We start from the raw sequence: 21,777 nt of genomic DNA, 5'->3' as shown, positions 1-21,777 counted from the left end.
GGTTCCCCGGCTCAGCTCCGGCGGCCGCGCGAGCGCCGGGCCGCGAGCAGCACCGCGCCGCCGAGCAGAAGCAGCACCGCACCGGCCCCCGCGGCGGCGGCCGGCACGCCGGTGCCGGGCAGCTCGGGGCCGGGCCGCGGCGTCGGGCTCGGGGTGGGGGTCGGGACCGGGGCCGGGCTCTGCGACGGCTGCGGGGACGGCGACGGCGACGGGCTGGGGCTGGGGGCGTCGACGGTGACGGTGGCGCTCGCGCTGTCGTTGGACGGGTCGGTGTCGGTCTGGTCGAGCCCGCTCAGCGCGGCGGTGTTGGTGCGGGTGCCGGGTTCGGTGGCGCGGACGGTCAGGGTGAGCCGGGCCCGGTCGCCGACGGCGAGGCCGCCGATCGTCCACACCCCGGTGGCGGCGTCGTAGCCGCCGGTCGCCGGTTCGGCCCGGACGAGTTCCAGGCCGGGCGGGAGCGGGTCGGTGACGGTGAGCCCGGTGGCGGGCGCGGGGCCGTCGTTGGCGGCGGTGACGGTGAACACGGCCTGGCCGCCGACCTGCTGGCGCGCGGTGTCAACGCTCTTGCCGATCACGATGTCGGTGTCGGTGAGCGGCCGGACGGTGGCGCTCGCGGTGTTGTTGGCGGTGACCGGGTCGTACTGGTCGGCGGCGGTGACGGTGGCGGTGTCGGTGGCGGGCGCGGCGGCGTCCAGCCGGACCAGCAGGGTCAGGTCGACGGATCCGCCGGCGGGCAGCGCGGGCACCGTCCACTTCCCGGTGGCCGGGTCGTAGGCGGTGCCGGCGGCGGCGGTCGGGGTGAGCAGGGTCGTCCCGGCGGGCACCGGGTTGTCGACGACGACGTTGGTGGCGTCGGCCGGGCCGTGGTCGGTCAGGGTGACGGTGAAGGTGGTGGTGGAGCCGACCGGCAGCAGCCGCGGGTCGGCGGTGACGGTGACGCCGAGGTCGGCGACGGCGACCACGGGGACGGTCGCGGTCGACGGCGCGGCGGTGACGGCCTGTCCGATCGGGGTGACGGCGCCGGCGGTGGCGGTGTTGCTGAACGAGCCCGCCGCCAGGTCCGCCTCGGTGACGGTGTGGCTGCCGGTGCACACCAGCGACTCGCCGGGCGGCAGCGTCGAGCCGGGGCAGGCCAGGTCGGTGATCAGCGGGTCGCGGACCACGACGGTGGAGAGCGTCGCGCCACCGGTGTTGGTGGCGGTGAAGGTGTAGTCGACCACCTGGCCGACGGTGTGCGGGGCGGGCGTGACGGCCCGCTTGTCCAGGGCCAGCGCGGCGGTCAGCGGCACGGTGACGGTGGACGGGCCGGACTCCAGCCGGCTGCCGATCGCCGGGACCGCGGTGGCGTTCGCGGTGTTGACGACCTGCCCGGCGGCGACGTCCGCGGCGGTGACGGTGTGGCTGCCGGTGCACACCACGGTCGAGCCGGGGGCCGGCGCGGGCGGCAGGGTGGTGGCGGGGCAGACCACCGGCGCCAGCCGGTCGTCCGTGACGTTCAGCGAACCGACCTCCACCGCACCGGCGTTGGTGACCACGTACTGGTACGGGATGACCGTCCCCTCGGTGATCTCGGCGGGCAGCGGGGAGCCGGTCCGGTCGACCTGCTTGACCAGGTCGAGGTCGCCCAGCGGCAGGATCGAGGCGGCGGTGACGTTCCGGATCAGGTGGACGTCGGTGGAGCCGCCGGTGGAGGCGCTGAACCCGAACTTGTAGGTGGACGGCAGCCCGGCCGGGGCCGGCTCGTCCAGCACCCGGTGCCAGCCGGTGCCGTCCTCGAAGTCGACCTGGACGATCACCCGGGGCGCGGGGGCGGGCGTGATCTGCACGTTGACGGTGCGCTTGGCGGCCGCCGGGTCGGTGGTGCCGTACGGCGTGCCCAGGCTGCCGGGCAGCGTGCTGGCGGCCCGCGGCGGGGTGCCGGTCGGCGCGGTGGTGGTGGACGCCAGGTAGCAGTAGCCGGAGATGCCCGCGCCCGGGCCGCGCAGGGTGATCACGTTGGGCGCGACCGGGCCGTCCTCCTTGACCGGCGACTGCTGCCCGGTCGGGCAGTCCGCGCCCCGCATCTCGCCGTCGTTGTAGAAGTTGCCGTACATGTCGAGGCCGACGCCCAGGTAGCCGCCGACCACGCCGGGGCTGAGGTTGCGCTGCGCGTAGCCGAGGCTGCCGCCGTCCGCGCCCTTCGAGTCCAGCGGGGTCGCGCCGTCCACCAGGTAGAAGCCGATGCCGTCGCCGGGCTGCTGGTTGCCGCCGTACTGGTACTGCTCGAAGGTCACCGACAGGCCCGCCGAGGACGGCACCGGGCGGCGGTACAGCAGCGAGCCGCCGACGAACCCGGCCGAGTCGTTCAGCTGCAGGTAGCCGGGCACCACCCCGGGCACCGGGGCGGCCGGGCTGCCGCCGAGCGGGCAGGACGGGATCGGCGCGTCGGTGGGCGCGGGCGTGCTGCCGGGCGGCGCGCCGGTCAGGCAGGTGTCGCCCAGCGGCTCCCAGGACGGGTCGGGCACCGAGGCGCCGCCGAAGGTCTCGTCGACGATCACCGTCCCGCCGGTCGGCGGGTCCGCGACCGCCCGCGGCGCCACCGCCACCGGTCCCACCGCCAGCACCGCCGCCGCCAGCCCCCGCGCCACCCGTCCCGCCGTCCGTCCCGCCATCCGCCCGCTCCCGCCGCCGACCCGCCGCACCGACCCACCACCGGGCCGGGCGGGCCGAGCGTAGGCGTCCGGGACGCGCCCGCCCGGGCAGTGCGCCATCGGTGGGCGCGGCGGTCCGGCGGCGGTCCGGGCCCCGGTCGTCAGGCGTCCGGGCGGAGGCACTCGACGAGGTAGGCGCCGGTGTCGGGGTCGGTGGTGACGCCGTGGGCCTCGCTGGCGAAGCCGGGGAAGGCGCGGTCGAAGGACTCCAGGGCGGTGAGGTAGCGCAGCAGCGGGCCGTCGGGGGCGCCGAGGGACTCGCCGGGCATCAGGACCGGGATGCCGGGCGGGGTGACGGTGACCATGGCGGCGGCGGTGCGGTGGGCGGCGTCGGCGAGACGCAGGCGTTCGGTGCCGCCGCGGACCAGCCGCTGGTGGCAGTGCCGGGGCGGGTGGACCGGCCGGGGCGGGTGCCGGAACGCCTCGTCGAGGGCCTGGACGAACGCGCCGTCGGTGAGGTGGCGGTGCATCCGGTCGCACAGTCCGCGCAGGGTGGTGCCCTCGTACCGGCGCGGGTGCCGTTCGACCAGGGCGGGCAGCACCCGGGTGAGCGGGGCGTCCTCGTCGTGGAGCGCCTTGAAGTCCATCAGGGCGTCGGTGAGGGTGCCCCACTTGCCCTTGGTGATGCCCATCGAGAACAGCACCAGGGTGCTGTAGCTGTCGGTCTTCTCCACCACGATGCCGCGGGCGGCGAGGTACTCGGTCAGCACCCGGGCCGGGATCCCCCACGGCTGGGCCGCCCCGGCGGCGGTGACGCCGGGGCAGGTGAGGGTGACCTTGACCGGGTCGAGCAGGCAGTGGCCCTCGCTCAGGCCGTCGAAGCCGTGCCAGGCGGCGCCGGGTTCGAGCCGCCAGCAGGAGGGGTCGCCGGTGAGCAGGGCGAGCGGCGCGTCCGCGAAGGGGACCGGGGTGCCGGTGGCGGGGTCGGTGACGGTGTCGGGCTGCCAGACGCCGAAGAACCAGTCCGGGCGGTCGCCGGCGGCGCTGATCCGGCGGCCGGTGCGCACGACGGCCTGCCGGAAGCGGACCGCCTCGGTGACGGCCTCGTCGACCAGCCAGTGGCCCTGCGGCCCGTCCATCATGGCGGCGGCGACGTCGAGGGAGGCGATCGCGGGGTAGAAGGCCGAGGTGGTGCCGTGCATCATGAACGTCTCGTTGAAGCGGTCGTGCTCGACCGGGGCCCGGGGGGCCGGGCGGACGTGCACCATGGCGCACTGCGACAGCGCGGCGAGCAGCTTGTGGGTGGACTGGGTGGCGAACACGGTGGGCCGCTCGGGTTCCGGCAGGGTGTCCGGGCCGACCGCCATGCCGTACCGGCCCTCGTACAGCGGGTGGAAGCGGGCGTAGGCGAACCAGGCCTCGTCGAAGTGCAGCCGCGGGGTGCTCGGCGCGAGCGCCCGGGCCAGTGCGACGGTGTCGTAGCAGAGGCCGTCGTAGGTGGAGTTGGTGACCACCGCGTACTGGGCGCGGGGCGAGAGCGCGCCGGCGGTCAGCGGGTTGGCGGCGATCCGGGCCGCGACGGCGGCCGGTTCGACCTCGGCGGGCGGCAGCGGCCCGGCCAGGCCGTAGCCGTTGCGGGTCGGCACCAGGTAGACCGGGCGGGCCCCGGAGACCACCAGGCCGTGCAGGACGGACTTGTGGCAGTTGCGGTCGACCAGGGCGATCTCGTCGGTGGTGACGCTGTGGTGGCCGACCATCCGGTTGCCGGTGGAGTTGCCGTGCAGCACGAAGTAGGTGCGCTCGGCGCCGAACACCCGGGCGGCGTTGCGCTCGGCCGCGCCGATCGGGCCGCTGTGCTCGTACAGCGAGCCGAGCGCGCCGACCGAGATCGACAGGTCGGTGCGCAGCAGGTGCTCGCCGTAGTAGTCGAAGAAGGCGCGTCCGGCGGCCGACTTCAGGAAGGCCACGCCGCCGGAGTGGGCGGGGGTGTGCCAGGAGTACTCGTGGGCGTCGTCGAAGCGGCGCAGGGCGCGGAAGAACGGCGGCAGCACGCCGGCCCGGTAGGCCGCGGCGGCGGTCGCGATCCGGCCGGCGATGAACGCCGGGGTGTCCTCCAGCGGCCAGACGTAGCCGACCACGGTCTCGGCGACCCACAGCGGCAGGTGCTCCAGGTCGTGGTCCGCGCCGTCGGTCATCAGCAGGAACACCGGCAGGTCGGTGAAGCGGCGGCGCACCCATTCCAGCACCTCCGCGCCGCCGGACGGTCCGGGCAGGTCCCAGGCGACCACGGCGGCCGCCAGCCCGGCCTCGACCCGCAGCGTGGCCACCGCGTCCCGGGCGTCCCCGGCCCACCGCGGCTCCAGCCCCCGCCCGGTCAACTCCTGGGCGATCCGCCGCAGTTGTTCGGCGCTCACCCCGCCGCCCCGCGGGTCCTCCCGCACCGCCAGCAGTACCGTGCCGTCCGTCATGGTCCGCCTACCCTCTGTCGCGGCCCGCACCGCGCGGCGGTGACGGGACGTGGGTGGGGTGCCATTGTGGCCTTCGCACACGACCGACCGTGCGGCCAGCAGGCCCGGTTCACCCGGACGAGCGGCGGGCGGCGCGGGCGTTGACGGGCGGGTGGCGACGGGCAGGCGGTGACGGGCAGGTGGTGACGGTGCGTCACGTCGTCGACGAGTTCCCGGCCCCGGTATCGGTTGGATGAAAATCCGGCCGCAGTGTCGGGGATGCCCGTTCTGTCCGTTGAAGGCCGCGGACGGGGTTGTTAGTGTCGCGCGCCTACAGCGCGTCCGACGGGGGCGTGCGCTGGAGTGCCGGGAGCAGCGCCAGATGGCGATCGTCAAGTCCACGATTCAGCAGCAGGTCGCCGACGCGATCGCCGCGATCGAGCCCAACGACCGTCCGGTCGCCACCATCCAGACCATCACGGGCCCGAGCCCGTGGCTGACGAACGGCGTGCTCGGCCTGATCGGCCAGCTGATGGTGAAGTACTACTTCGTCACGCTGACCCACCGGGTGGTCGTGATCCACCGCACCTCCCGGATCAGCAACCGCCCGCAGGAAGTCCTGTACGTGATCCCGCTGGACCAGGCCCGCGCCGCGATCAGCGACGTGCGGCGCAACACCCTGTGGAGCTCGCTGCGCTTCCAGCTGCCGAACGAGGCGACGCCGACCCGGCTGAACGTCCACCGCGTCTGGCGGACCGAGATGGACACCTTCGTCGGCACCCTGCTCGGCGGCGGCGCCCCGGGCGTCCCCGGCCAGTACCCGCCGGCCCAGCTGCCGGGCCAGGCCCCGTACCAGGGCGGGCCGGCGCCCGTCCCGGGCCAGCAGGCCTACCCGGCGGCCCCGCCGGCCGCGCCGTACCCGCCGCAGCAGGCGTACCCGGCCGCCCCGCCGCAGCAGGCGCCGGGGCAGTACCCGCCGGCTCCGGGCGCCAACCCGTACCAGAGCTGATCAGCACGGCGCCGGGGCGCCCGTCCGACCGCGGTGCGCGGACCGGGCGGGCGCTCCGGCGTTCCGGCGCTCTCGCGGTGCTCTCGGGGGCGGGTCAGCCGAGGTGGGTGCGGGCCCAGTCGGCGAGCAGGCGGGCGCAGTGGTCGACGGACTCCTGCCAGCTGCGGACCGCGCCGTCGCCGGCCTCGTCGCTGACGTGCTTGACCAGGCGGACGGGGAGGCCGGCGCGGCGGGCGACGGTGGCGAGCGCGTAGCCCTCCATGTCGACCAGGTCGGCGCGGCGGGCGAGTTCGTCGCGTTCGGCGTCGGCGGAGACGAAGCGGTCGCCGGTGGCGAGGACGGGGCCGGTCGGGCCGAGGTCGATCGGGCCGTCCAGCGGGCGGCCGGTGAGCCGTTCGAGCAGCGGGGTGTCCAGGTCGTGCTGGAGCACCCGGCCGATCTCGTGGGTGCCGCCGAGGCCGGGGCGCAGCGCGCCCGCGGTGCCCAGGTTGACGACGCCGGCGGGCCGCTCGCCGGAGGCCAGCAGGGTGGCCAGGGCGGCGGCGGCGTTGAGCTTGCCCATCCCGGTGAGCAGGACCGGCAGGCGGTCGCCGAGGTGCGCGGCCTCCTCGGGCAGGGCCACGACGAGCAGCGGGCGGTCGGGGGTGACGGTTCCGGTCAGGTGCATGGCGCCCAGCTTACGAGGGCGTCCGGGGCGGCTCCGGGCCCGGCCGGGGGCGGCTCCGGGCCCGGTTCCGGCCCCGGCCGGGGCACAGATCGGTCACCGCCCGGCGAACAGCAGACCAACTCCGGTCCGGACGGGCCTCCCGCTGGCGATACTGCCCGGTGACGGGGGTCGGTGGAGCCGAGGGGGAACGGTGGCCGGACAGACAGAGGGGGGCGTCCTGACGCCGCCCGCCACCGCCGCGCCGCGGCCCGGTGCGCCGGGCACGGAGGCGGGGAGGGTGGCGGGGCCGGGGCCGTCCGGCCCGCTGGCCCGGCTGCGGTCGGCCGCGCGGACCCCGCCGGGCCGGCTGCGCACGGCGGGCGCGGTGCTGACCGCGCTGGTGCTGCTGTTCGGCCTGGCCGCGAGCTGGCAGTCCGTCGAACGGTCGTCCGCCGCCCGGGCGTTGGTGTCCCGCAGCGAGCCGCTCAGCCAGGACGCGGCGGAGCTGTACCGCTCGCTGGCGGACGCCGACGCGACCGCCGCCGCCGGGTTCCTGATGGCCGCGGCCGAGCCGCCCGAGGTCCGCAAGCGCTACCAGGACGACCTGGCGACGGCGTCCCGGCTGATCCCGCAGGCGGCCGCGCGCAGCGGTTCGTCCGCCGAGGCGCAGCGCCGGCTGGCCGAACTGGCGCAGCAACTGCCGCGCTACGCGGGCCTGGTGGAGACCGCCCGGGCGATCAACCGGGAGGGCCTGCCGCTGGGCGGCGCCTACCTGCGGTACGCCTCCGACTACATGCAGCGGACGGTGCTGCCGAACGCGCAGAAGCTCGCCGAGACCGAGGACGCCGCGCTGCGGGCGGACTACGACGCGGCGGCCTCGGCGCCGTGGGCGGCGCTGGCGCTGGGGGTGCTGGCGCTGGCCGCGCTGGGCCGCTACCAGCTGGTGCTGTTCCGGCGCACCAACCGGGTGTTCAACCCGGGCCTGCTGGCGGCCTCGCTGGCGGTGCTGGTCGCGCTGGGCTGGACGGTCGCCGGCGCCGCCTCGGCGGGCAACGGCCTGCACCGGGCCCGGATCCAGGGCATCGACCCGCTGGGCGAGTTGAACCGGGTGCGGGTGACGGCGCTGCAGGCGCACGGCGCGGAGATCCTGAACCTGGTCTCGCGCGGCGCCACCGAGGTCTACAACGGCCACTGGGACGAGCTGACGAAGGCGCTGAACGACGACCGCGAGCGCGTCCCGGGCTCGGTGGACTACCTGGTGAGCTGGGCGCCCGAGCGGCCCCGGCCGCAGCTGGAGGAGGCGGCCCGCTGGTTCACCGAGTGGCAGCGGCGGCACGCGGCCGCCGCGAAGCTCGACGAGGACGGCAAGTACGAGGAGACGCTGGCCAAGTCCCTGGCGCCGGGCCGCGACGACACCGCGGCGGCCGCGTTCAACGCCGCCGACCGGCAGTGGGCGCTGGCCGGGCAGGTCGAGCAGGCCTCGTTCGAGGCGGCCGCCGGCGGCATCGGCGGGGTGCTGGCCGTCCAGGCGGTGGCGGTGGCGCTGCTGGCCGCGCTGGCGGCGGGCGGCACGGTGCGCGGCATCGGGCGCCGACTGGCCGAGTACCGGTGACGGGCGACGGACGACGGGTGACGGGGGAACGAAGGATGCGCAGGGTGAGGACGGGGACGCTGCCGGCCGCCGCGGCACTGCTGGCGGGCCTGCTCGGCACCGGCGGCTTGGCCGCCGGCGCGGGCGGCACGGTCGCACCGGGCACCGCACCGGCGGCCGCGGCGGCCGGCGTCGCGCCGGGCCTCGCGCCGGCCGCGGACGACTGCGACACCGGGGTGTCGCTGCCGCCCGCGCAGCAGGCCGGGGCGAAGGTCCAGGAGATCCGCAGGCGCGGCTACCTGGTGGTCGGCGTCGACCAGAGCGCCTACAACTGGGGATACCGGGACTCGCTGAGCGGCAAGATCGAGGGCTTCGACATCGACCTGGCGCGCGCCGTCGCCAGGTCGGTCCTCGGCGACGAGAACAAGCTGGTGCTCAAGACCATCGCCACCGCCGACCGGGTCAAGCTGCTCCAGCAGCAGCCCCAGCCGATCGACCTGATCATCCGGGCGATGACCGTCACCTGCGACCGGATGAAGCAGATCGCCTTCTCCGCGCCGTACTTCAAGGTCTCCCAGCGGGTGGTGGCGCCGAAGACCGCACACGCCGACAGCGTGGCGAAGGCGCTCGGCGGCAAGCGGGTCTGCGCGGCGCTGAACTCCTCCTCGCACACCGAGCTGAAGGCGAACGCGCACGGCGCCGCCTCGGTCGTCACGCCCGAGAACCAGCTGGACTGCCTGGTGCTGATGGAGCTCGGCGAGGCGGACGCCACCCTGTCGGACAGTTCGCTGGCGGCGGCGATGGTCGCCCAGGACGAGACCATGGAGCTGGCCGGCGAGTCCTTCCTGCCCACCTACATGGGCGTCGGCGCGAACCAGCGCGACACCGACCTGGTCGCCTGGGTCAACCAGGTGCTGGCCGACTGGCGCACCAACGGCGGCTGGCAGGCCAGTTACGACCGCTGGCTGCGGTCCAGCATGGGGAAGCCCGACCCGTACCGGCCGTGGTGAGCGCCGGGACCCTCCTCGGGCCCGGGCACGGGCACGGGCGCGCGAACGGGAATCCGGGGGACCGCCGTCCGCCCGGCACCGGGCGTCGGGGAGACTGGCGGCCGACGGGCCGTCACCGCGACCGCCCCGGGAGCGCCGCCCCGTCACCACGAGCGTGGCCGAGAGGAGGAACCGCGTTGGCCGGAACGACCCGCCCGGTGCTGAACCGTGAGGAGGTCGACCGCGCGCTGGCCCGGCTGGGGGCCGAGCGGGACGCGGTCGAGGCGGCGCTGCTGGCGCTCCAGGACCACCAGGGGCTGCGGCTGCTGACCGGCGCCGAGCTGGCCGGGCGCACCCGCGAGCGCTGGTCGGTCGCCGAGGGGGGCGTCGCCCTGCTGTGGGCGCTGTTCGACCGCTACGCGGAGGCGCTGGCCTCGGCCCGCGCGGTCCGCTCCCGGCGCAACCGGCCGACCGCCGCCGAACTCGCCGAGCTGAGCGAGCTGCTGTCCGGCCGTTCGGTGACGGTCTCCGGCGGCCGGCTGCCGGACGCCGCCGCCGGGCTCGGCGCGCCCGCCCGGCTGGTGGAGCAGGTGACGCTGGCCGAGCTGCTGGAGCGGATGAACGGCTGGTACGCGCTGGTGGTCGAGGTGGTGAGCGCCGTCGACGCGGTCTGGTCGGCGCTGCCCGCCCGGATCGACCTGCTGCTGGCCGAGCTGGGCCGGGTGCAGATGCTGGCGGGCTCGGTCGGGGTCCGCCCCGGCGGGCACCCGCTGGCCGACGACCTGACCGGGCTGGCCGGGGAGCTGACCGCGCTGCGGACCCTGGTGGTGGCCGACCCGCTGGCGCTGTGGCGGCCCAGCCGGGTGCCCGCGCAGCGCGGCCGGGAGCCCGAGGGCGCCGCCTGGGCCTCGCCGGCCGGCGTCGTCGACACCGCCGGCTTCGACCGGCTGGGGCGCCGACTGGACGACGTCCGGGTCGAGTTGGAGGGGCTGCTGCGGCTGCGCGACGAGTCGCACGAGCGCCTGCAGCAGGTCGCCGACCTGCTGCAGCGCGCCGACCTGACGCTGGCCGAGGCCCGCCGGGCGCGCGGCGAGGTGCTGGCGAAGATCGCCGCGACCGAGGTGCCCGCCGTGCCGGGGCCGGCCTCCGCGCTGCGCGAGGCGATCGGCCAGGCCGTGGAGTACCAGCAGACCGGCCAGTGGCACCGGCTCGGCCCGCTGCTGGACGCGCTGGAGGACGCCGCCGCCAAGGAGCTCGGCCGGGCCCGGCAGGCGCTCACCGAGGTCGCCCAGCCGCTCGCCGTCCGGGCCGAGCTGCGCGGGCGGCTGGAGGCGTACAAGGCGATGGCCGCCCGGCTCGGTCTGGCCGAGGACCCGGAGGTCGTCGAGCGCTTCGAGAAGGCCCGCTGGCTGCTCTGGAGCGCCCCGTGCGACCTGCGGGCCGCCGCCGAGGCGGTCGGGCGCTTCCAGCGGGCGCTGCGGCCGCCGCAGCCGCGACCGGAACAGCAGGCGGCGCCCGTCCGGGACGGCCGGCCGCCGGAGCAGGGCGACCAGGGGGAGGACACCGATGGCTGAGGCATGCGCCCGCGCGGGCTGCACCGGGGAGATCGACACCGACGGGTACTGCACCGAGTGCGGGCTCACCCCCGAACGCGGCCCGGCGTCGGCGCCGGTTCCGGTGCCCGTCGGGAGCGGCGCCGCGTGCGGGCGCGCGGGCTGCGCGGGGACGATCGACCCGGACGGCTACTGCGACGCGTGCGGCCTGGCCGCCGCCGCCCCTTCGGCCCCGGTCGCGGTGCCCGCCCCGCGCGCGGCCGTCGAGCCGGGCACCTCGTGCGGGCGCGACGGCTGCGCGGGCACCATCGACCCGGACGGCTACTGCGACACGTGCGGCCTGGCCGCCGCCGTCGCCCCCGCCGCTCCCCCGGTGCCGGAGCGGGCCGCGCCGCCGTCCGCCTCCGCCCGTTCCCGGGCGAGCCGTTCGGGCCGTTCCGGCCGCTCGGCCCGCTCCGGGTCGGTGTCGGTGCGCAGTTCGAAGGGCGGCACCGGCACCGCGCGCCGCGGCGACCTGGGCGCGGGCCTGGTGGCGATCCCCCCGGTGCCGACCCGGGACCCGGCGCTGGCGGTGCTGGCGAACCCGGAGGTGCCCCCGCACAAGCGGTTCTGCTCGCGCTGCGACCAGCCGGTGGGCCGGGAGCAGGACGGCCGCCCGGGCCGTCCGGAGGGCTTCTGCGTCAAGTGCGGCACCCCGTACTCGTTCAGCCCGAAGCTGGCGCGCGGCGACCTGGTCGGCGGCCAGTACGAGGTGATGGGCTGCCTGGCGCACGGCGGCCTGGGCTGGATCTACCTGGCGGTGGACCGCCGGGTGAACGACCGCTGGGTGGTGCTCAAGGGCCTGCTCGACACCGGGGACGAGGACGCGCTGGCGGTGGCGATCGCCGAGCGGCGGTTCCTGGCCGAGGTCGACCACCCGAACATCGTCCGGATCATCAACTTCGTCGAGCACCCGGACGCCCGGACCGGTTCGACCGACGGCTACATCGTGATGGAGTACGTCGGCGGCAAGTCGCTGAAGGACATCGCCGACGAGCGCCGCACCCCGGACGGGCGGCGCGAGCCGCTGCCGGTCGAGCAGGCGCTGGCGTACGGTCTGGCGGCGCTGCCCGCGCTCGGCTACCTGCACGCCCGCGGGCTGGTGTACTGCGACTTCAAGCTGGACAACGTGATCCAGTCGGACGACATGCTCAAGATCATCGACATGGGCGCGGTCCGCCGGCACGACGACGACGGGCCGATCTACGGCACCGTCGGCTACCAGGCCCCGGAGATCGCCACCACCGGCCCCTCGCCGTCCTCCGACCTGTACACGGTGGCCCGCACGCTGGCCGTGATGACCTTCGACTTCCGCGGCTACACCGAGCGCTGGCGGCACGAACTCCCGGGCCCGGACGAGGTCGAGGTGTTCGCCCGGTACGAGTCCTTCCACCGGCTGCTGGTGCGCGCCACCGACCCCGACCCGGCCCGCCGGTTCGCCTCCGCCGAGGAGATGGCCGGGCAGCTGACCGGAGTGCTGCGCGAGGTGCTGAGCCTGCAGGACGGGCGGGCCAGGCCCGCCCCCTCCACCCTGTTCGGCCCCGAACTGCGCGTCGTCGACACCGAGTCGGGCGAGCACGCGCCGGACGCCCGGGCCGCCGCGCTGGCCCTGCCCGCACCGCTGACCGACCCGGCCGACCCGCGGGCGGGCCTGCTGTCCGCGCTGTCCGCCGCCTCGCCCGCCGAGGCGCTGGCCGCCCTGCTGGCGGCCGGCGGCGCCGACTCCCCCGAGCTGCGGCTGCGGCTGCTGCGCACCCACCTGGAGCTGGCCGACCCGGCCGCGGCCGCCGGGGTGCTGGCCGGGCTGGAGGCCGAACACCCCGGCGACTGGCGGGTGGTGTGGCACCGCGGGCTGCTCGCGCTGGCCGACGGCCGGGCCGAGGCGGCCGCCGAGTCCTTCGAGGCGCTGTACGACGCGTTCCCCGGCGAGGCCGCGCCGAAGCTGGCGCTCGCGGTCTGCGCCGAACTGCTCGGCGACCACCCGGTCGCGGCCGGGTACTACGCGCTGGTCAACGGCGTCGACCGGTCCTTCGTCGGCGCCGCGTTCGGCCTGGCCCGGGTCCGGCTCGCGGACGGCGACCGGGCGGGCGCGGTCGCCGCGCTGGAGGCCGTCCCGGAGAGCTCCGCGCACTGGACCGCCGCCCGGATCGGCGCGGTCCGCGCCCGGCTGCGCGGCCGGGCCCCCACCGAACCGCTGGCCGCCGAACTCGCCGACAGCTCCGAGCGGCTGGCGGCGCTCACCCTGGACGCCCGGCGGCGCGAGGAACTCGCCGTCGAGGTGCTGGACTCGGCGCTCAACTGGGTCCTCGCGGGGGCCGCCGGCCGGCCCGCCACGCTGACCGTGCTGGGACATCCCGCCTCGGAACGGGAACTGAGGCTCGCCCTGGAACACTCCTACCGGATGTTGGCTCGGTTGTCCGACCGGGCCGAGACGAGGATCGAGTGGGTGGAACGGGCCAACCGGGCCCGCCCCAGGACATGGGTGTGAGCATGCCGCAGCAGACCGAGTGCCCGAACTGTGCCGAACCGCTGGGGCCCCAGGACGCCTTCTGCGGGGCCTGCGGCACCGCCCTGACCGGGCCGCCGACCCTGCGCGACCTGCCCGTCGTGCCCAGCTGCCCGCACTGCGGCTCCGCCGACCTCGCCGACGGCTGGTGCCAGCGGTGCGGGCAGGCCCAGCCCCGCGCGCGCGACCACCAGGAGCTCGAACTGACCGGCGTCGCCGCGGTCTCCGACCGCGGCCTGCGCCACCACCGCAACGAGGACGCGTTCACCGCCGCCACCGCCGAGGGCCCCGGGGGCGCGCCCGCGGTGCTCGCCGTGGTCTGCGACGGCGTCTCCTCCTCGTCCCGCCCGGACGAGGCGTCCGCCACCGCCGTCACCGCCGCCGCCGACTCGCTGGTCTCCGCGCTGACCGCCGGCCGCGACCCCGGCCAGGCGATGCGCGAGGCGATCGGCGCCGCCAACCGGGCCGTCACCGCGCTCGCCCACGACGGCACCGCCCCCGACACCCGGCACAGCAACGCGCCCGCCTGCACCTACGTCAGCGCGATCAGCGCCGGCGGCCTGGTCACCATCGGCTGGGTCGGCGACACCCGCGCCTACTGGATCCCGGACGACCGCGAGTCCGCCGAACCGTACCGGCTCACCGAGGACGACTCCTGGGCCGCCCGGATGGTCGCCGCCAACCTGATGGCCGAGGCCGAGGCGTACGCCGACCCGCGCGCCCACGCCATCACCGGCTGGCTCGGCGCCGACGCCGAGGACCTCGACCCGCACACCGTCAGCTTCACCCCGCACGTCCCCGGCGTGCTGCTGATCTGCACCGACGGGCTGTGGAACTACGCCGAGGCCGCCACCGACCTGGCGTTCGTGGTCCGCGCCGACGCCCGGACCGAACCGCTCGCCACCGCCCAGGAGTTGGTGCGGTTCGCGGTCGAGCGCGGCGGGCACGACAACATCACCGTCGCGGTCCTGCCGATCGACCCGCGGACCGCCCCGCCCGTCCACGACGCCACCCTGCTCGACCTGCCGCTGCCGCGCGCCGCCACCGACGCGGACGACGCCACCGTGCCGCTGCGCCCGGCCGCGCCGCCCGCCGTCCCGGCCGCGCCCGCCGCACCGTCCGCCCCGCCCGCCGCCGTGCCCGCGCCGCCCGCCGCACCGCCGGCCGTGCCCGAGCCGGTGGGGGCCGCCGCCGTCCCGGCCCCGCCGAGCGCCCCGCCCGCGCCGCCGAGCGCCCCGCCCGCGCCGCTGGCCGCGCCGACCGTGCCGCCGGCCGCGCCCGCCGGGGACTGATCCGCCGACGCACCACCACCGACACCGCCACCGCCTCACTCCGACAGGAGCTCTCCGCATGGCCTCGTTGTCCAAGCCCGACGCGCCCCGGTTCGACGTCGACGTCTTCCAGAACGAGTACCTCGCCCAGGGATCCCAGGAGGTCAACGCCATCGTCACGGTCACCGCGACCGGCGGCGGCACCTCCGGCGGCCGGCCGATCGGCGCCCCCGGGCCGGGCGCCGCCGTGGTCCTGGTGATCGACTGCTCCGGCTCGATGGACTACCCGGCCGGAAAGATGCGGCACGCCCGCGAGGCCACCGCCGCCGCCATCGACGAGCTGCGCGACGGCGTGGCCTTCGCCGTGGTGGCCGGCACCCACCAGGCGGCCGACGTCTACCCGGGCGGCGACCGGCTGGCCGTCGCCGACCCGGCCACCCGCGCGGAGGCCAAGGAGGCGCTGCGCCGCCTCAAGCCGTCCGGCGGCACCGCGATCGGCACCTGGATAGCCCGGGCCCAGCAGCTGTTCGCCTCCCGCCCGGAGGCCTCGATCCGGCACGCCATCCTGCTCACCGACGGCCGCAACGAGCACGAGAAGCCCGCCGACCTGCAGCGCTCGCTGGACGCGGCGACCGGCTACTTCACCGCCGACTGCCGCGGCGTCGGCACCGACTGGAAGGTCGCCGAGCTGCGGAAGATCTCCACCGCGCTGCTCGGCACGGTCGACATCGTCGCCGAGTCCTCCGGCCTGGCCGAGGACTTCCGGGCCATGATGTCCGCCGCGATGGGCAAGCAGGTCGCGGACGTCGCGCTGCGGGTGTGGACGCCGGTGGGCGCCCGGGTGAAGTTCGTCAAGCAGGCCGCGCCCGCCGTCGACGACCTCACCGAGCGCCGCACCGAGGCCGGGCCGCGGGCCGGGGACTACCCGACCGGGTCCTGGGGCGACGAGTCCCGCGACTACCACGTCTGCCTGGAGGTCCCGGCGGCGGCGGTCGGCAGCGAGATGCTGGCGGCCCGGATCAGCCTGGTCCTGCCGCAGCCCGACGGCACCGCCGAGGTGCTCGGCCAGGGCCTGGTGCGCGCCGTGTGGACGGACGACCTGGCCTCCTCGACCAGGATCAACCCGCAGGTCGCGCACTACACCGGGCAGGCCGAACTGGCCGACTCGATCCGCGACGGCCTGGAGGCCCACCGGGCGGGCGACCTGGAGCTCGCGAGCGCCAAACTGGGCGCCGCCGTCCGGCTGGCGTACGACAGCGGCAACGAGGGCACCCTCAAGCTGCTGCGGAAGGTGGTGGACGTGGTCGACGAGCGGGAGGGTACCGTTCGGTTCCGTAAGAACGTGAGCGAGGCCGACTCGATGACCCTCGAGACCCGGTCGACGAAGACCGTGCGCGTGAAGAAGTGAGCCGGACACCCGCCGGACCCGAACCTGCTGGAGTGGGGACCTGATGCCGATCTGCCCTAGGGGACACGAGTCACAGGCCGAGGACTGGTGCGACTACTGCGGTTTCCCGATGTCGCCGCCGCCCGGCCTGGCGATCCCCGGCTTCCCGAACGGCCCGGCCCAGCCCGGCGCCCAGGCGCAGGGCCAGCACGGCGGCCAGGCGCAGCACGGCGGCCACGCCCAGGGCCAGCACGGCAGCCACGCCCAGGGCCAGCACGGCGGCCAGGCGCAGCACGGCGGCCCCGCCGCGCCGCCGCCGGGCCCGCCCGGGCCGCCCCCCTCCTACGCCTCCTCCGGCTATCCGCCGGTCGGCCCGGGCAGCACCCCGCCGTCCGGCACCCCGGCCGGCGGTGGCGGCTACTTCGAGGCGCGCCGCACCCCGACCCCGCCGGCCGGCACGCCCACCGGCCCCGCCGCGGGCGGGCCCGGCGCCCCCGGCGCGCCGGGCCCGTACGGCGCCCCGCCGCCCCCGCCCACCACCGGCCTGGTGACCTGTCCGATCTGCCGCAGTCCGCAGACCGGCCGGTACTGCGAGGAGTGCGGCTACGACTACAACCTGGCCACCTCGGCCCGCCCGCCGGGCACCGCGCCGGGCCCGCTCGGCCACCAGCCGCCGCCCGCGCCGCCGCAGGGCCACCGGCCGCCGCCGCAGGGCTACGGCTTCCCGCCGCCCGCCGCGCCCCCGGCCGCCCCGCCCGCGTACGAGCCCCCGGCGCCGCCCGCGTACGAGCAGCCGCAGCGCCCGCCGCAGCCGCAGCCGCCGTACGAGCAGCCGCGCTCCCCGTACGAGCAGCCCCCGGCCCCGCAGTCGCCGTACGAACGTCCGCAGCCGCAGCAGTCCCCGTACGAGCAGCCGCAGCCGTCCTACGAGCAGCAGCGCTCCCCGTACGAGCAGGCGGCGCAGGCCGCCGCGCCCGCCGCGCCGGCCTTCGAGAAGCCCCCGGCGGCGTCGTTCCCGGACGTCGACTACGAGCGGACCGGCCCGGTGTACGCCGAGCCCTCCGCGCCGGGGTCGGGCCCGCAGCCGGGCCGGGACTCGGGGACGTCGTTCCGGCTGACCCCGCCCGGGCAGCAGCCGGGCGGCGCGCCGCAGCAGCGGGGCACCTGGTTCGCCGTGGTGGCGCCCGACCACGAGTACTTCACCGACATGATGACCCGTAGCGGCCCGGAGGCGTCCGGCCTGTACTTCCCGCAGTACACCGCGGAGCGGCGGGTCCCGCTGACCGGCCGCGGCCAGCTGCGGATCGGCCGGCGCAGCCAGCAGCGCGGCACCGTGCCGGAGATCGACCTGTCGGTCTCCCCGGAGGACCCGGGCGCCTCGCACCACCACGCCCTGCTGGCCGAACAGCCGGACGGCAGCTGGGTGGTGGTCGACCAGGACTCCACCAACGGCACCACCATGAACGGCAGCCCGGACACCCTGCCGCCGCACACCGCGATCCCGCTGAACGACGGCGACCGGATCCACGTCGGCGCCTGGACCACCATCACGGTGCACCTGGCCTGACCCCGCGTCAGCGTTCCGCCCGCCGACCGGGCGTCACCACCGGCCCGCGCACCGGGAGTTGAGACTCCCGGGGCGCGGGTCGTCCCGTCCCCGGGGCCGTCCGCCGTCCCGTGCGCCGGATCGTTCGCCGCCCTGACACCGGATGCTCAAAATTCGCACAAAAGTGCTCGTCGGGCCTGCCCACCCCCCTACGATTCGCCCCATGAGCGAAGCAATAACCGCGGACGGGATCCGGAAGCGGTACGGGGATGTCCAGGCCGTCGACGGGGTGTCGCTCTCCGTCGCGACTGGCGAGTTCTACGGTCTGCTCGGGCCCAACGGGGCCGGCAAGACGACCACGCTGGAGATCCTGGAGGGCATCCGGGAGGCCGACGAGGGCCGGGTCGAGCTGCTCGGCCTGTCGCCCTGGCCGCGCAACCCGAAGCTGCTGCCGCGGATCGGCGTGCAGTTCCAGGCCTCCGCGTTCTTCAACAAGCTGAGCGCGCGGGAGACCATCCGCACCTTCGCCTCCTTCTACGGCATCGGCCCGAAGGCGGCCGACGCGATGCTGGAGCGGGTCGGCCTGACCGAGTCCGCGAACGTGCTGACCGACAAGATGTCCGGCGGCCAGGCCCAGCGGCTGTCCATCGCCTGCGCCCTGGTGCACGACCCGGAGCTGGTGTTCCTGGACGAGCCGACCACCGGCCTCGACCCGCAGGCCCGCCGCAACCTGTGGGACCTGCTGCGCGACATCAACGCCGAGGGCCGCACCGTGGTCCTCACCACGCACTACCTGGACGAGGCCGAGGTGCTCTGCGACCGGGTCTCGGTGATGGACCACGGCAGGGTGCTGAAGACCGGCGCCCCGGCCGCGCTGGTCCGCGAGATCGACGACACCGTCCGGGTCCGGATCGAGTCCGGCCTGCTGACCGCCGACCGGGCCCGCGAACTGCTCGCCGCCGCGGGCGCGGAGCACGCCAACCTGGAGGACGACGGCGTCACGCTGGCGCTCTCCACCGCCGACCCCGGCCCGGTGCTGGCCGTGCTGGCCGAGCAGAACGCGCTGCGCGGCCTCGAAGTCCGCGGCGCCACCCTGGAGGATGTCTTCCTCCAGCTGACCGGACGGGAGTACCGGGCATGACCGCCACCGAACGGACCCCCGCCCAGGCACCCGCCCCGGCCCCGGCCGCCGGGGACGGGGAGAGGGCCAACGCCTTCGTCGGCCTGTCCCGGGTGATGCTGCTGGGCTTCCTGCGCGACAAGGGCACCCTGTTCTTCACCCTCGCGCTGCCGCTGATGTTCCTGCTGCTGTTCGGCGTCCTCTACAAGGGCGGCGGCAGCTCGCACGTCAAGGTCGCCCAGGTCGGCCAGGTCAGGCTCCTGGACGACGCCCGCGCCCACGCCAACGGCTCGCTGGACGCGCTGGAGATCACCACCGGCCTGAGCGAGTCCGACGCCCTGACCAAGGTCAGGAAGGGCGAGCTGGACGGCCTGGTGTCGGAGGGGCCGGACGGCGCCCTGGTGCTCCGCTTCAGCCAGGCCGACCAGGTCAAGTCCGGTACCGTGCTGGGCATCGTCGGCTCGCTGGTGGACGGCGCCAACCAGGCCGCCTCGAACACTCCGCCGAAGTACCGCCTGGACGCCTCCAAGGTCGAGGACGACTCCACCAAGCCGATCCAGTACCTGACCCCGGGCCTGCTCGCCTACGCCGTCGCCATGGGCGCGGTCTACGGTGCCTCCTTCACCCTGGTCACCTGGCGCAAGAAGCGGGTGCTGCGCCGGCTGCGGCTGGCGCCCATCTCGGCGGGCACCATCGTCGGCGCCCGGGTGCTGGTCAGCGTGCTGGTCGCGCTCGCCCAGACCGCGCTGTTCCTGATGGTCGCGCAGATCGACTACTTCGGCCTCAAGCTCACCGGCAACTGGTGGCTGGTGCTCCCGCTGGTGGTCTGCGCCACCCTCGCGTTCATGTCGATCGGCCTGGTCACCGGCTCGCTGGCGAAGACCGAGGAGTCGGCGAACGGCATGAACCAGCTGATCATCCTGCCGATGTCCTTCCTCGGCGGCGCCTTCATCCCGCTGGACTTCGCCCCGAGCTGGCTGCAGGACGTCTCCCGGGCGCTGCCGCTGCGCTACCTGATCGTCCCGGCGAAGTCGGTGCTCAGCCAGGGCGGCGGCCTCGCCGAGGCGCTGCCCGCGATGGGCGTCCTGCTGGGCTTCACCGCGGTGCTGTGCGCCGTCGCGTGGCGCTTCTTCAACTGGGACGACGCGTAACCGCCGCCGCCGCCGCCCCGGGACGGGGGTCGTACGCCGGAAGTCCCGGTGTACGGCCCCCGTCGGCGTCTGCGACCATGGACGGGTGACTGACACCGGGCGCGAGACCACCACACAAGAGGAGACCTTCTACCAGCAGGTCGGCGGCGAGGAGACCTTCCGCCGGCTGGTCCGCCTCTTCTACCGGGGCGTCGCCCAGGACGAACTGCTGCGCCCGATGTACCCGGAGGAGGACCTCGGCCCCGCCGAGGAGCGCTTCGCGCTGTTCCTGATGCAGTACTGGGGCGGCCCGCGCACCTACAGCGAGCGCCGGGGCCACCCCCGGCTGCGGATGCGGCACGCCCCGTTCACGGTCGACCGGGCCGCGCACGACGCCTGGCTGAAGCACATGCGCGCCGCCCTGGACGAGCTGGCGCTGCCCGCCGAGGCCGACCGCGAGCTGTGGAGCTACATGACGTACGCCGCCGCCTCGATGGTCAACACGGCGGGCTGAGGCCCGGCGCCGGCCGGGCCGCCGCTCAGCGCAGCGGGCTGAGGCCGAGGCCCGCGCCGGGCGCGGCCGCCGTGCGCAGCGCGACCGAGCCGGCCGGTGCGTCCAGCCGCAGCCAGGGCCCGGCCCGGTGGGCGGCGAGCGGGGCGCCGGGACGCAGGAAGCCGATCGCGTGGGCGGCGTGCGCGGCCCGCAGCGGCAGGCCCTCGGCGGCGGCCAGCGGGCGGGACCAGATCTCGTCGGCGATCGCGTCGACCGCCTGCCTGGTCCGGTGGTGGTCCGGCACCTCGGCGGTGCGGCGCTTGAACTCCTCGACGGCGGCGAGCACCTCGCCCACCACCCGGTCGACCGGCGGCCGCCCGAGCGGCTGCCAGCCGGAGCGCGGGGGCAGCAGCCCGGCCCAGGACGGGCCGGTGACCGGCGCGGGCAGGGCGAGCGCGGCGCCCGCCTCGTCCACCGACTCCAGCAGCTGGCCGGCCGAGACGGTCAGGTCGGCGGCCGCGGCCGGGCCGGCCAGCCGCACGGTGCGCACCGCGAGCACCGGGGCGCCGCCGAGCGGCAGCCGTCCGAAGACCGCCAGCACGCCGCCGCCGGGCGCGCCCTGCGCCTCGGCCGCGCCGGGGACCGCCTGCAGCCGAACGGCCGCGGCCCGGTCGAAGCGCAGCAGCCGGCCGAGGAAGGCGGCCAGGTCGGCGCCCTCCCGCTGGTCGGCGAGGGCGAGTCGGGTCTGCACGGTCACCGGGTTCAACTCGTTTCGTCGGGGCGGGTCTCCGCGGATCTGGTCAGGCGGCGCAGCCGGCGGGCTGCTCGTCCGTGAACCGGCTCAGGAACTCCCGCTCGACGGGGCTGATCCGGCGCGGCCGGCCCTCGGCGAGGTCGTAGGGGACGACCACGGTGGAGGCGGTGACGTACACCGTCTCGGTGCCGTCCTCGGCGACGTCCTTGATCTCGTAGGAGACGGTCAGCGAGGCGCCGCCGATCTTCGTCACCCAGGTCTCGATGGTGACCGGCGCGGGGCGGTGCACCAGCGGCCGCTTGTAGTCGATCTCGTGCCGGGCCACCACCGAGCCGCCGGCGAACTCCCCGGCGCCGGCCTCGGCGGCCCGGGTGAACATGAAGTCGATCCGGGCCTCCTCCAGGTAGCGCAGGAAGACCACGTTGTTGACGTGGCCGAAGGCGTCCATGTCGGACCAGCGCAGCGGGCAGGCGTAGATGTGGCGGGCCACGGCGTTCTCCTCAAGCGTCATTCGTACCCGTGGGTAGCTTGTACGGCAGCCTACGGGCGTGGGGGCCCCCCCCCCCCCCCCCGGGGGGGGGGGGCGGGGGGCCCCCCCCCCCCGGGGGGGGGGCCGGGGCGCCGATTTTTTGTCGGCCCCCGGGGGGGGGCCGCCGCGGGGCCCCG

At 76.2% G+C, this 21,777-nt stretch carries 16 protein-coding genes; 11 read left to right on the top strand and 5 right to left on the bottom strand.

Annotated elements, in window-relative coordinates:
* Positions 1 to 11 precede the first annotated feature (11 nt).
* Positions 12 to 2,651: a DUF7507 domain-containing protein gene (locus ACZ3J7_RS17600; protein ID WP_465621682.1), complete on the bottom strand. Its 2,640-nt coding sequence runs from the start codon at positions 2,649 to 2,651 to the stop codon at positions 12 to 14.
* 140 nt (positions 2,652 to 2,791) lie between these two features.
* Positions 2,792 to 5,098, bottom strand: coding sequence for an Orn/Lys/Arg family decarboxylase (locus tag ACZ3J7_RS17595; protein WP_465621680.1), 2,307 nt, complete (start codon positions 5,096 to 5,098; stop codon positions 2,792 to 2,794).
* Positions 5,099 to 5,459: 361 nt separating this feature from the next.
* Here ACZ3J7_RS17595 and ACZ3J7_RS17590 point away from each other — a divergent pair, with 361 nt between their 5' ends.
* Positions 5,460 to 6,086, top strand: a complete 627-nt coding sequence (locus tag ACZ3J7_RS17590) for a hypothetical protein (RefSeq protein WP_465621678.1) — start codon at positions 5,460 to 5,462, stop codon at positions 6,084 to 6,086.
* Positions 6,087 to 6,180: 94 nt separating this feature from the next.
* Here the strand turns inward: ACZ3J7_RS17590 and ACZ3J7_RS17585 are convergent, their stop codons facing one another.
* Positions 6,181 to 6,753: a nucleosidase gene (locus ACZ3J7_RS17585; RefSeq protein WP_465621676.1), complete on the bottom strand. Its 573-nt coding sequence runs from the start codon at positions 6,751 to 6,753 to the stop codon at positions 6,181 to 6,183.
* A gap of 190 nt (positions 6,754 to 6,943) precedes the next feature.
* On the opposite strand from ACZ3J7_RS17585, the gene ACZ3J7_RS17580 reads away from it, so the two are divergent.
* The 10 genes from ACZ3J7_RS17580 to ACZ3J7_RS17535 all read left to right on the top strand — a co-directional run bounded on the left by ACZ3J7_RS17580 (position 6,944) and on the right by ACZ3J7_RS17535 (position 20,378).
* On the top strand, positions 6,944 to 8,344 hold the full coding sequence (locus tag ACZ3J7_RS17580; protein ID WP_465621674.1) for a hypothetical protein: 1,401 nt from the start codon (positions 6,944 to 6,946) through the stop codon (positions 8,342 to 8,344).
* Positions 8,345 to 8,388: 44 nt separating this feature from the next.
* Positions 8,389 to 9,333 carry a glutamate ABC transporter substrate-binding protein gene (locus ACZ3J7_RS17575; protein ID WP_465621672.1) on the top strand — a complete coding sequence of 315 codons (945 nt, stop codon included), beginning with the start codon at positions 8,389 to 8,391 and terminating at the stop codon, positions 9,331 to 9,333.
* A gap of 176 nt (positions 9,334 to 9,509) precedes the next feature.
* Positions 9,510 to 10,886, top strand: coding sequence for a hypothetical protein (locus tag ACZ3J7_RS17570; protein WP_465621670.1), 1,377 nt, complete (start codon positions 9,510 to 9,512; stop codon positions 10,884 to 10,886).
* Positions 10,879 to 13,392, top strand: a complete 2,514-nt coding sequence (locus tag ACZ3J7_RS17565; protein ID WP_465621668.1) for a serine/threonine-protein kinase — start codon at positions 10,879 to 10,881, stop codon at positions 13,390 to 13,392. The genes ACZ3J7_RS17570 and ACZ3J7_RS17565 overlap by 8 nt, the downstream gene beginning before the upstream one ends.
* Before the next feature lie 2 nt (positions 13,393 to 13,394).
* Complete coding sequence (locus ACZ3J7_RS17560) at positions 13,395 to 14,702, top strand: PP2C family serine/threonine-protein phosphatase (RefSeq protein WP_465622129.1); 1,308 nt, start codon at positions 13,395 to 13,397, stop codon at positions 14,700 to 14,702.
* 58 nt (positions 14,703 to 14,760) lie between these two features.
* Entirely contained in the window at positions 14,761 to 16,089 is a 1,329-nt protein-coding gene (locus tag ACZ3J7_RS17555) for a vWA domain-containing protein (RefSeq protein ID WP_465621667.1), read from the top strand.
* Positions 16,090 to 16,132: 43 nt separating this feature from the next.
* Positions 16,133 to 17,635 carry an FHA domain-containing protein gene (locus tag ACZ3J7_RS17550; protein ID WP_465621666.1) on the top strand — a complete coding sequence of 501 codons (1,503 nt, stop codon included), beginning with the start codon at positions 16,133 to 16,135 and terminating at the stop codon, positions 17,633 to 17,635.
* 202 nt (positions 17,636 to 17,837) lie between these two features.
* Positions 17,838 to 18,755, top strand: a complete 918-nt coding sequence (locus ACZ3J7_RS17545) for an ABC transporter ATP-binding protein (protein WP_465621664.1) — start codon at positions 17,838 to 17,840, stop codon at positions 18,753 to 18,755.
* The gene (locus ACZ3J7_RS17540; RefSeq protein WP_465621662.1) at positions 18,752 to 19,885 is read left to right on the top strand and encodes an ABC transporter permease; all 1,134 of its coding nucleotides are present in this window, start codon (positions 18,752 to 18,754) and stop codon (positions 19,883 to 19,885) included. The genes ACZ3J7_RS17545 and ACZ3J7_RS17540 overlap by 4 nt, the downstream gene beginning before the upstream one ends.
* 85 nt (positions 19,886 to 19,970) lie before the next feature.
* A complete protein-coding gene (locus tag ACZ3J7_RS17535; RefSeq protein ID WP_465621660.1) occupies positions 19,971 to 20,378 on the top strand; it encodes a globin in 408 nt (135 codons plus the stop codon).
* Between the two features lie 25 nt (positions 20,379 to 20,403).
* Here ACZ3J7_RS17535 and ACZ3J7_RS17530 read toward each other — a convergent pair whose 3' ends face one another.
* Positions 20,404 to 21,114, bottom strand: coding sequence for a DUF8010 domain-containing protein (locus tag ACZ3J7_RS17530; protein ID WP_465621658.1), 711 nt, complete (start codon positions 21,112 to 21,114; stop codon positions 20,404 to 20,406).
* A gap of 43 nt (positions 21,115 to 21,157) precedes the next feature.
* Positions 21,158 to 21,601 (bottom strand): acyl-CoA thioesterase, encoded by a 444-nt coding sequence (locus ACZ3J7_RS17525; RefSeq protein WP_465622127.1) that lies wholly within the window; start codon positions 21,599 to 21,601, stop codon positions 21,158 to 21,160.
* Positions 21,602 to 21,777: the final 176 nt, after the last annotated feature.

The sequence above is a fragment of the Kitasatospora sp. NPDC015121 genome, assembly GCF_055562955.1.
This window is presented reverse-complemented; position numbering and strand designations above follow the sequence as displayed.

Excerpts from the sequence above, each read along its gene's own strand:
- ACZ3J7_RS17600 (WP_465621682.1), bottom strand. The coding sequence starts at position 2,651 with ATGGCGGGACGGACGGCGGGACGGGTGGCGCGGGGGCTGGCGGCGGCG.
- ACZ3J7_RS17595 (WP_465621680.1), bottom strand. The coding sequence starts at position 5,098 with ATGACGGACGGCACGGTACTGCTGGCGGTGCGGGAGGACCCGCGGGGC.
- ACZ3J7_RS17590 (WP_465621678.1), top strand. The coding sequence starts at position 5,460 with ATGGCGATCGTCAAGTCCACGATTCAGCAGCAGGTCGCCGACGCGATC.
- ACZ3J7_RS17585 (WP_465621676.1), bottom strand. The coding sequence starts at position 6,753 with ATGCACCTGACCGGAACCGTCACCCCCGACCGCCCGCTGCTCGTCGTG.
- ACZ3J7_RS17565 (WP_465621668.1), top strand. The coding sequence starts at position 10,879 with ATGGCTGAGGCATGCGCCCGCGCGGGCTGCACCGGGGAGATCGACACC.
- ACZ3J7_RS17560 (WP_465622129.1), top strand. The coding sequence starts at position 13,395 with ATGCCGCAGCAGACCGAGTGCCCGAACTGTGCCGAACCGCTGGGGCCC.
- ACZ3J7_RS17555 (WP_465621667.1), top strand. The coding sequence starts at position 14,761 with ATGGCCTCGTTGTCCAAGCCCGACGCGCCCCGGTTCGACGTCGACGTC.
- ACZ3J7_RS17550 (WP_465621666.1), top strand. The coding sequence starts at position 16,133 with ATGCCGATCTGCCCTAGGGGACACGAGTCACAGGCCGAGGACTGGTGC.
- ACZ3J7_RS17545 (WP_465621664.1), top strand. The coding sequence starts at position 17,838 with ATGAGCGAAGCAATAACCGCGGACGGGATCCGGAAGCGGTACGGGGAT.
- ACZ3J7_RS17540 (WP_465621662.1), top strand. The coding sequence starts at position 18,752 with ATGACCGCCACCGAACGGACCCCCGCCCAGGCACCCGCCCCGGCCCCG.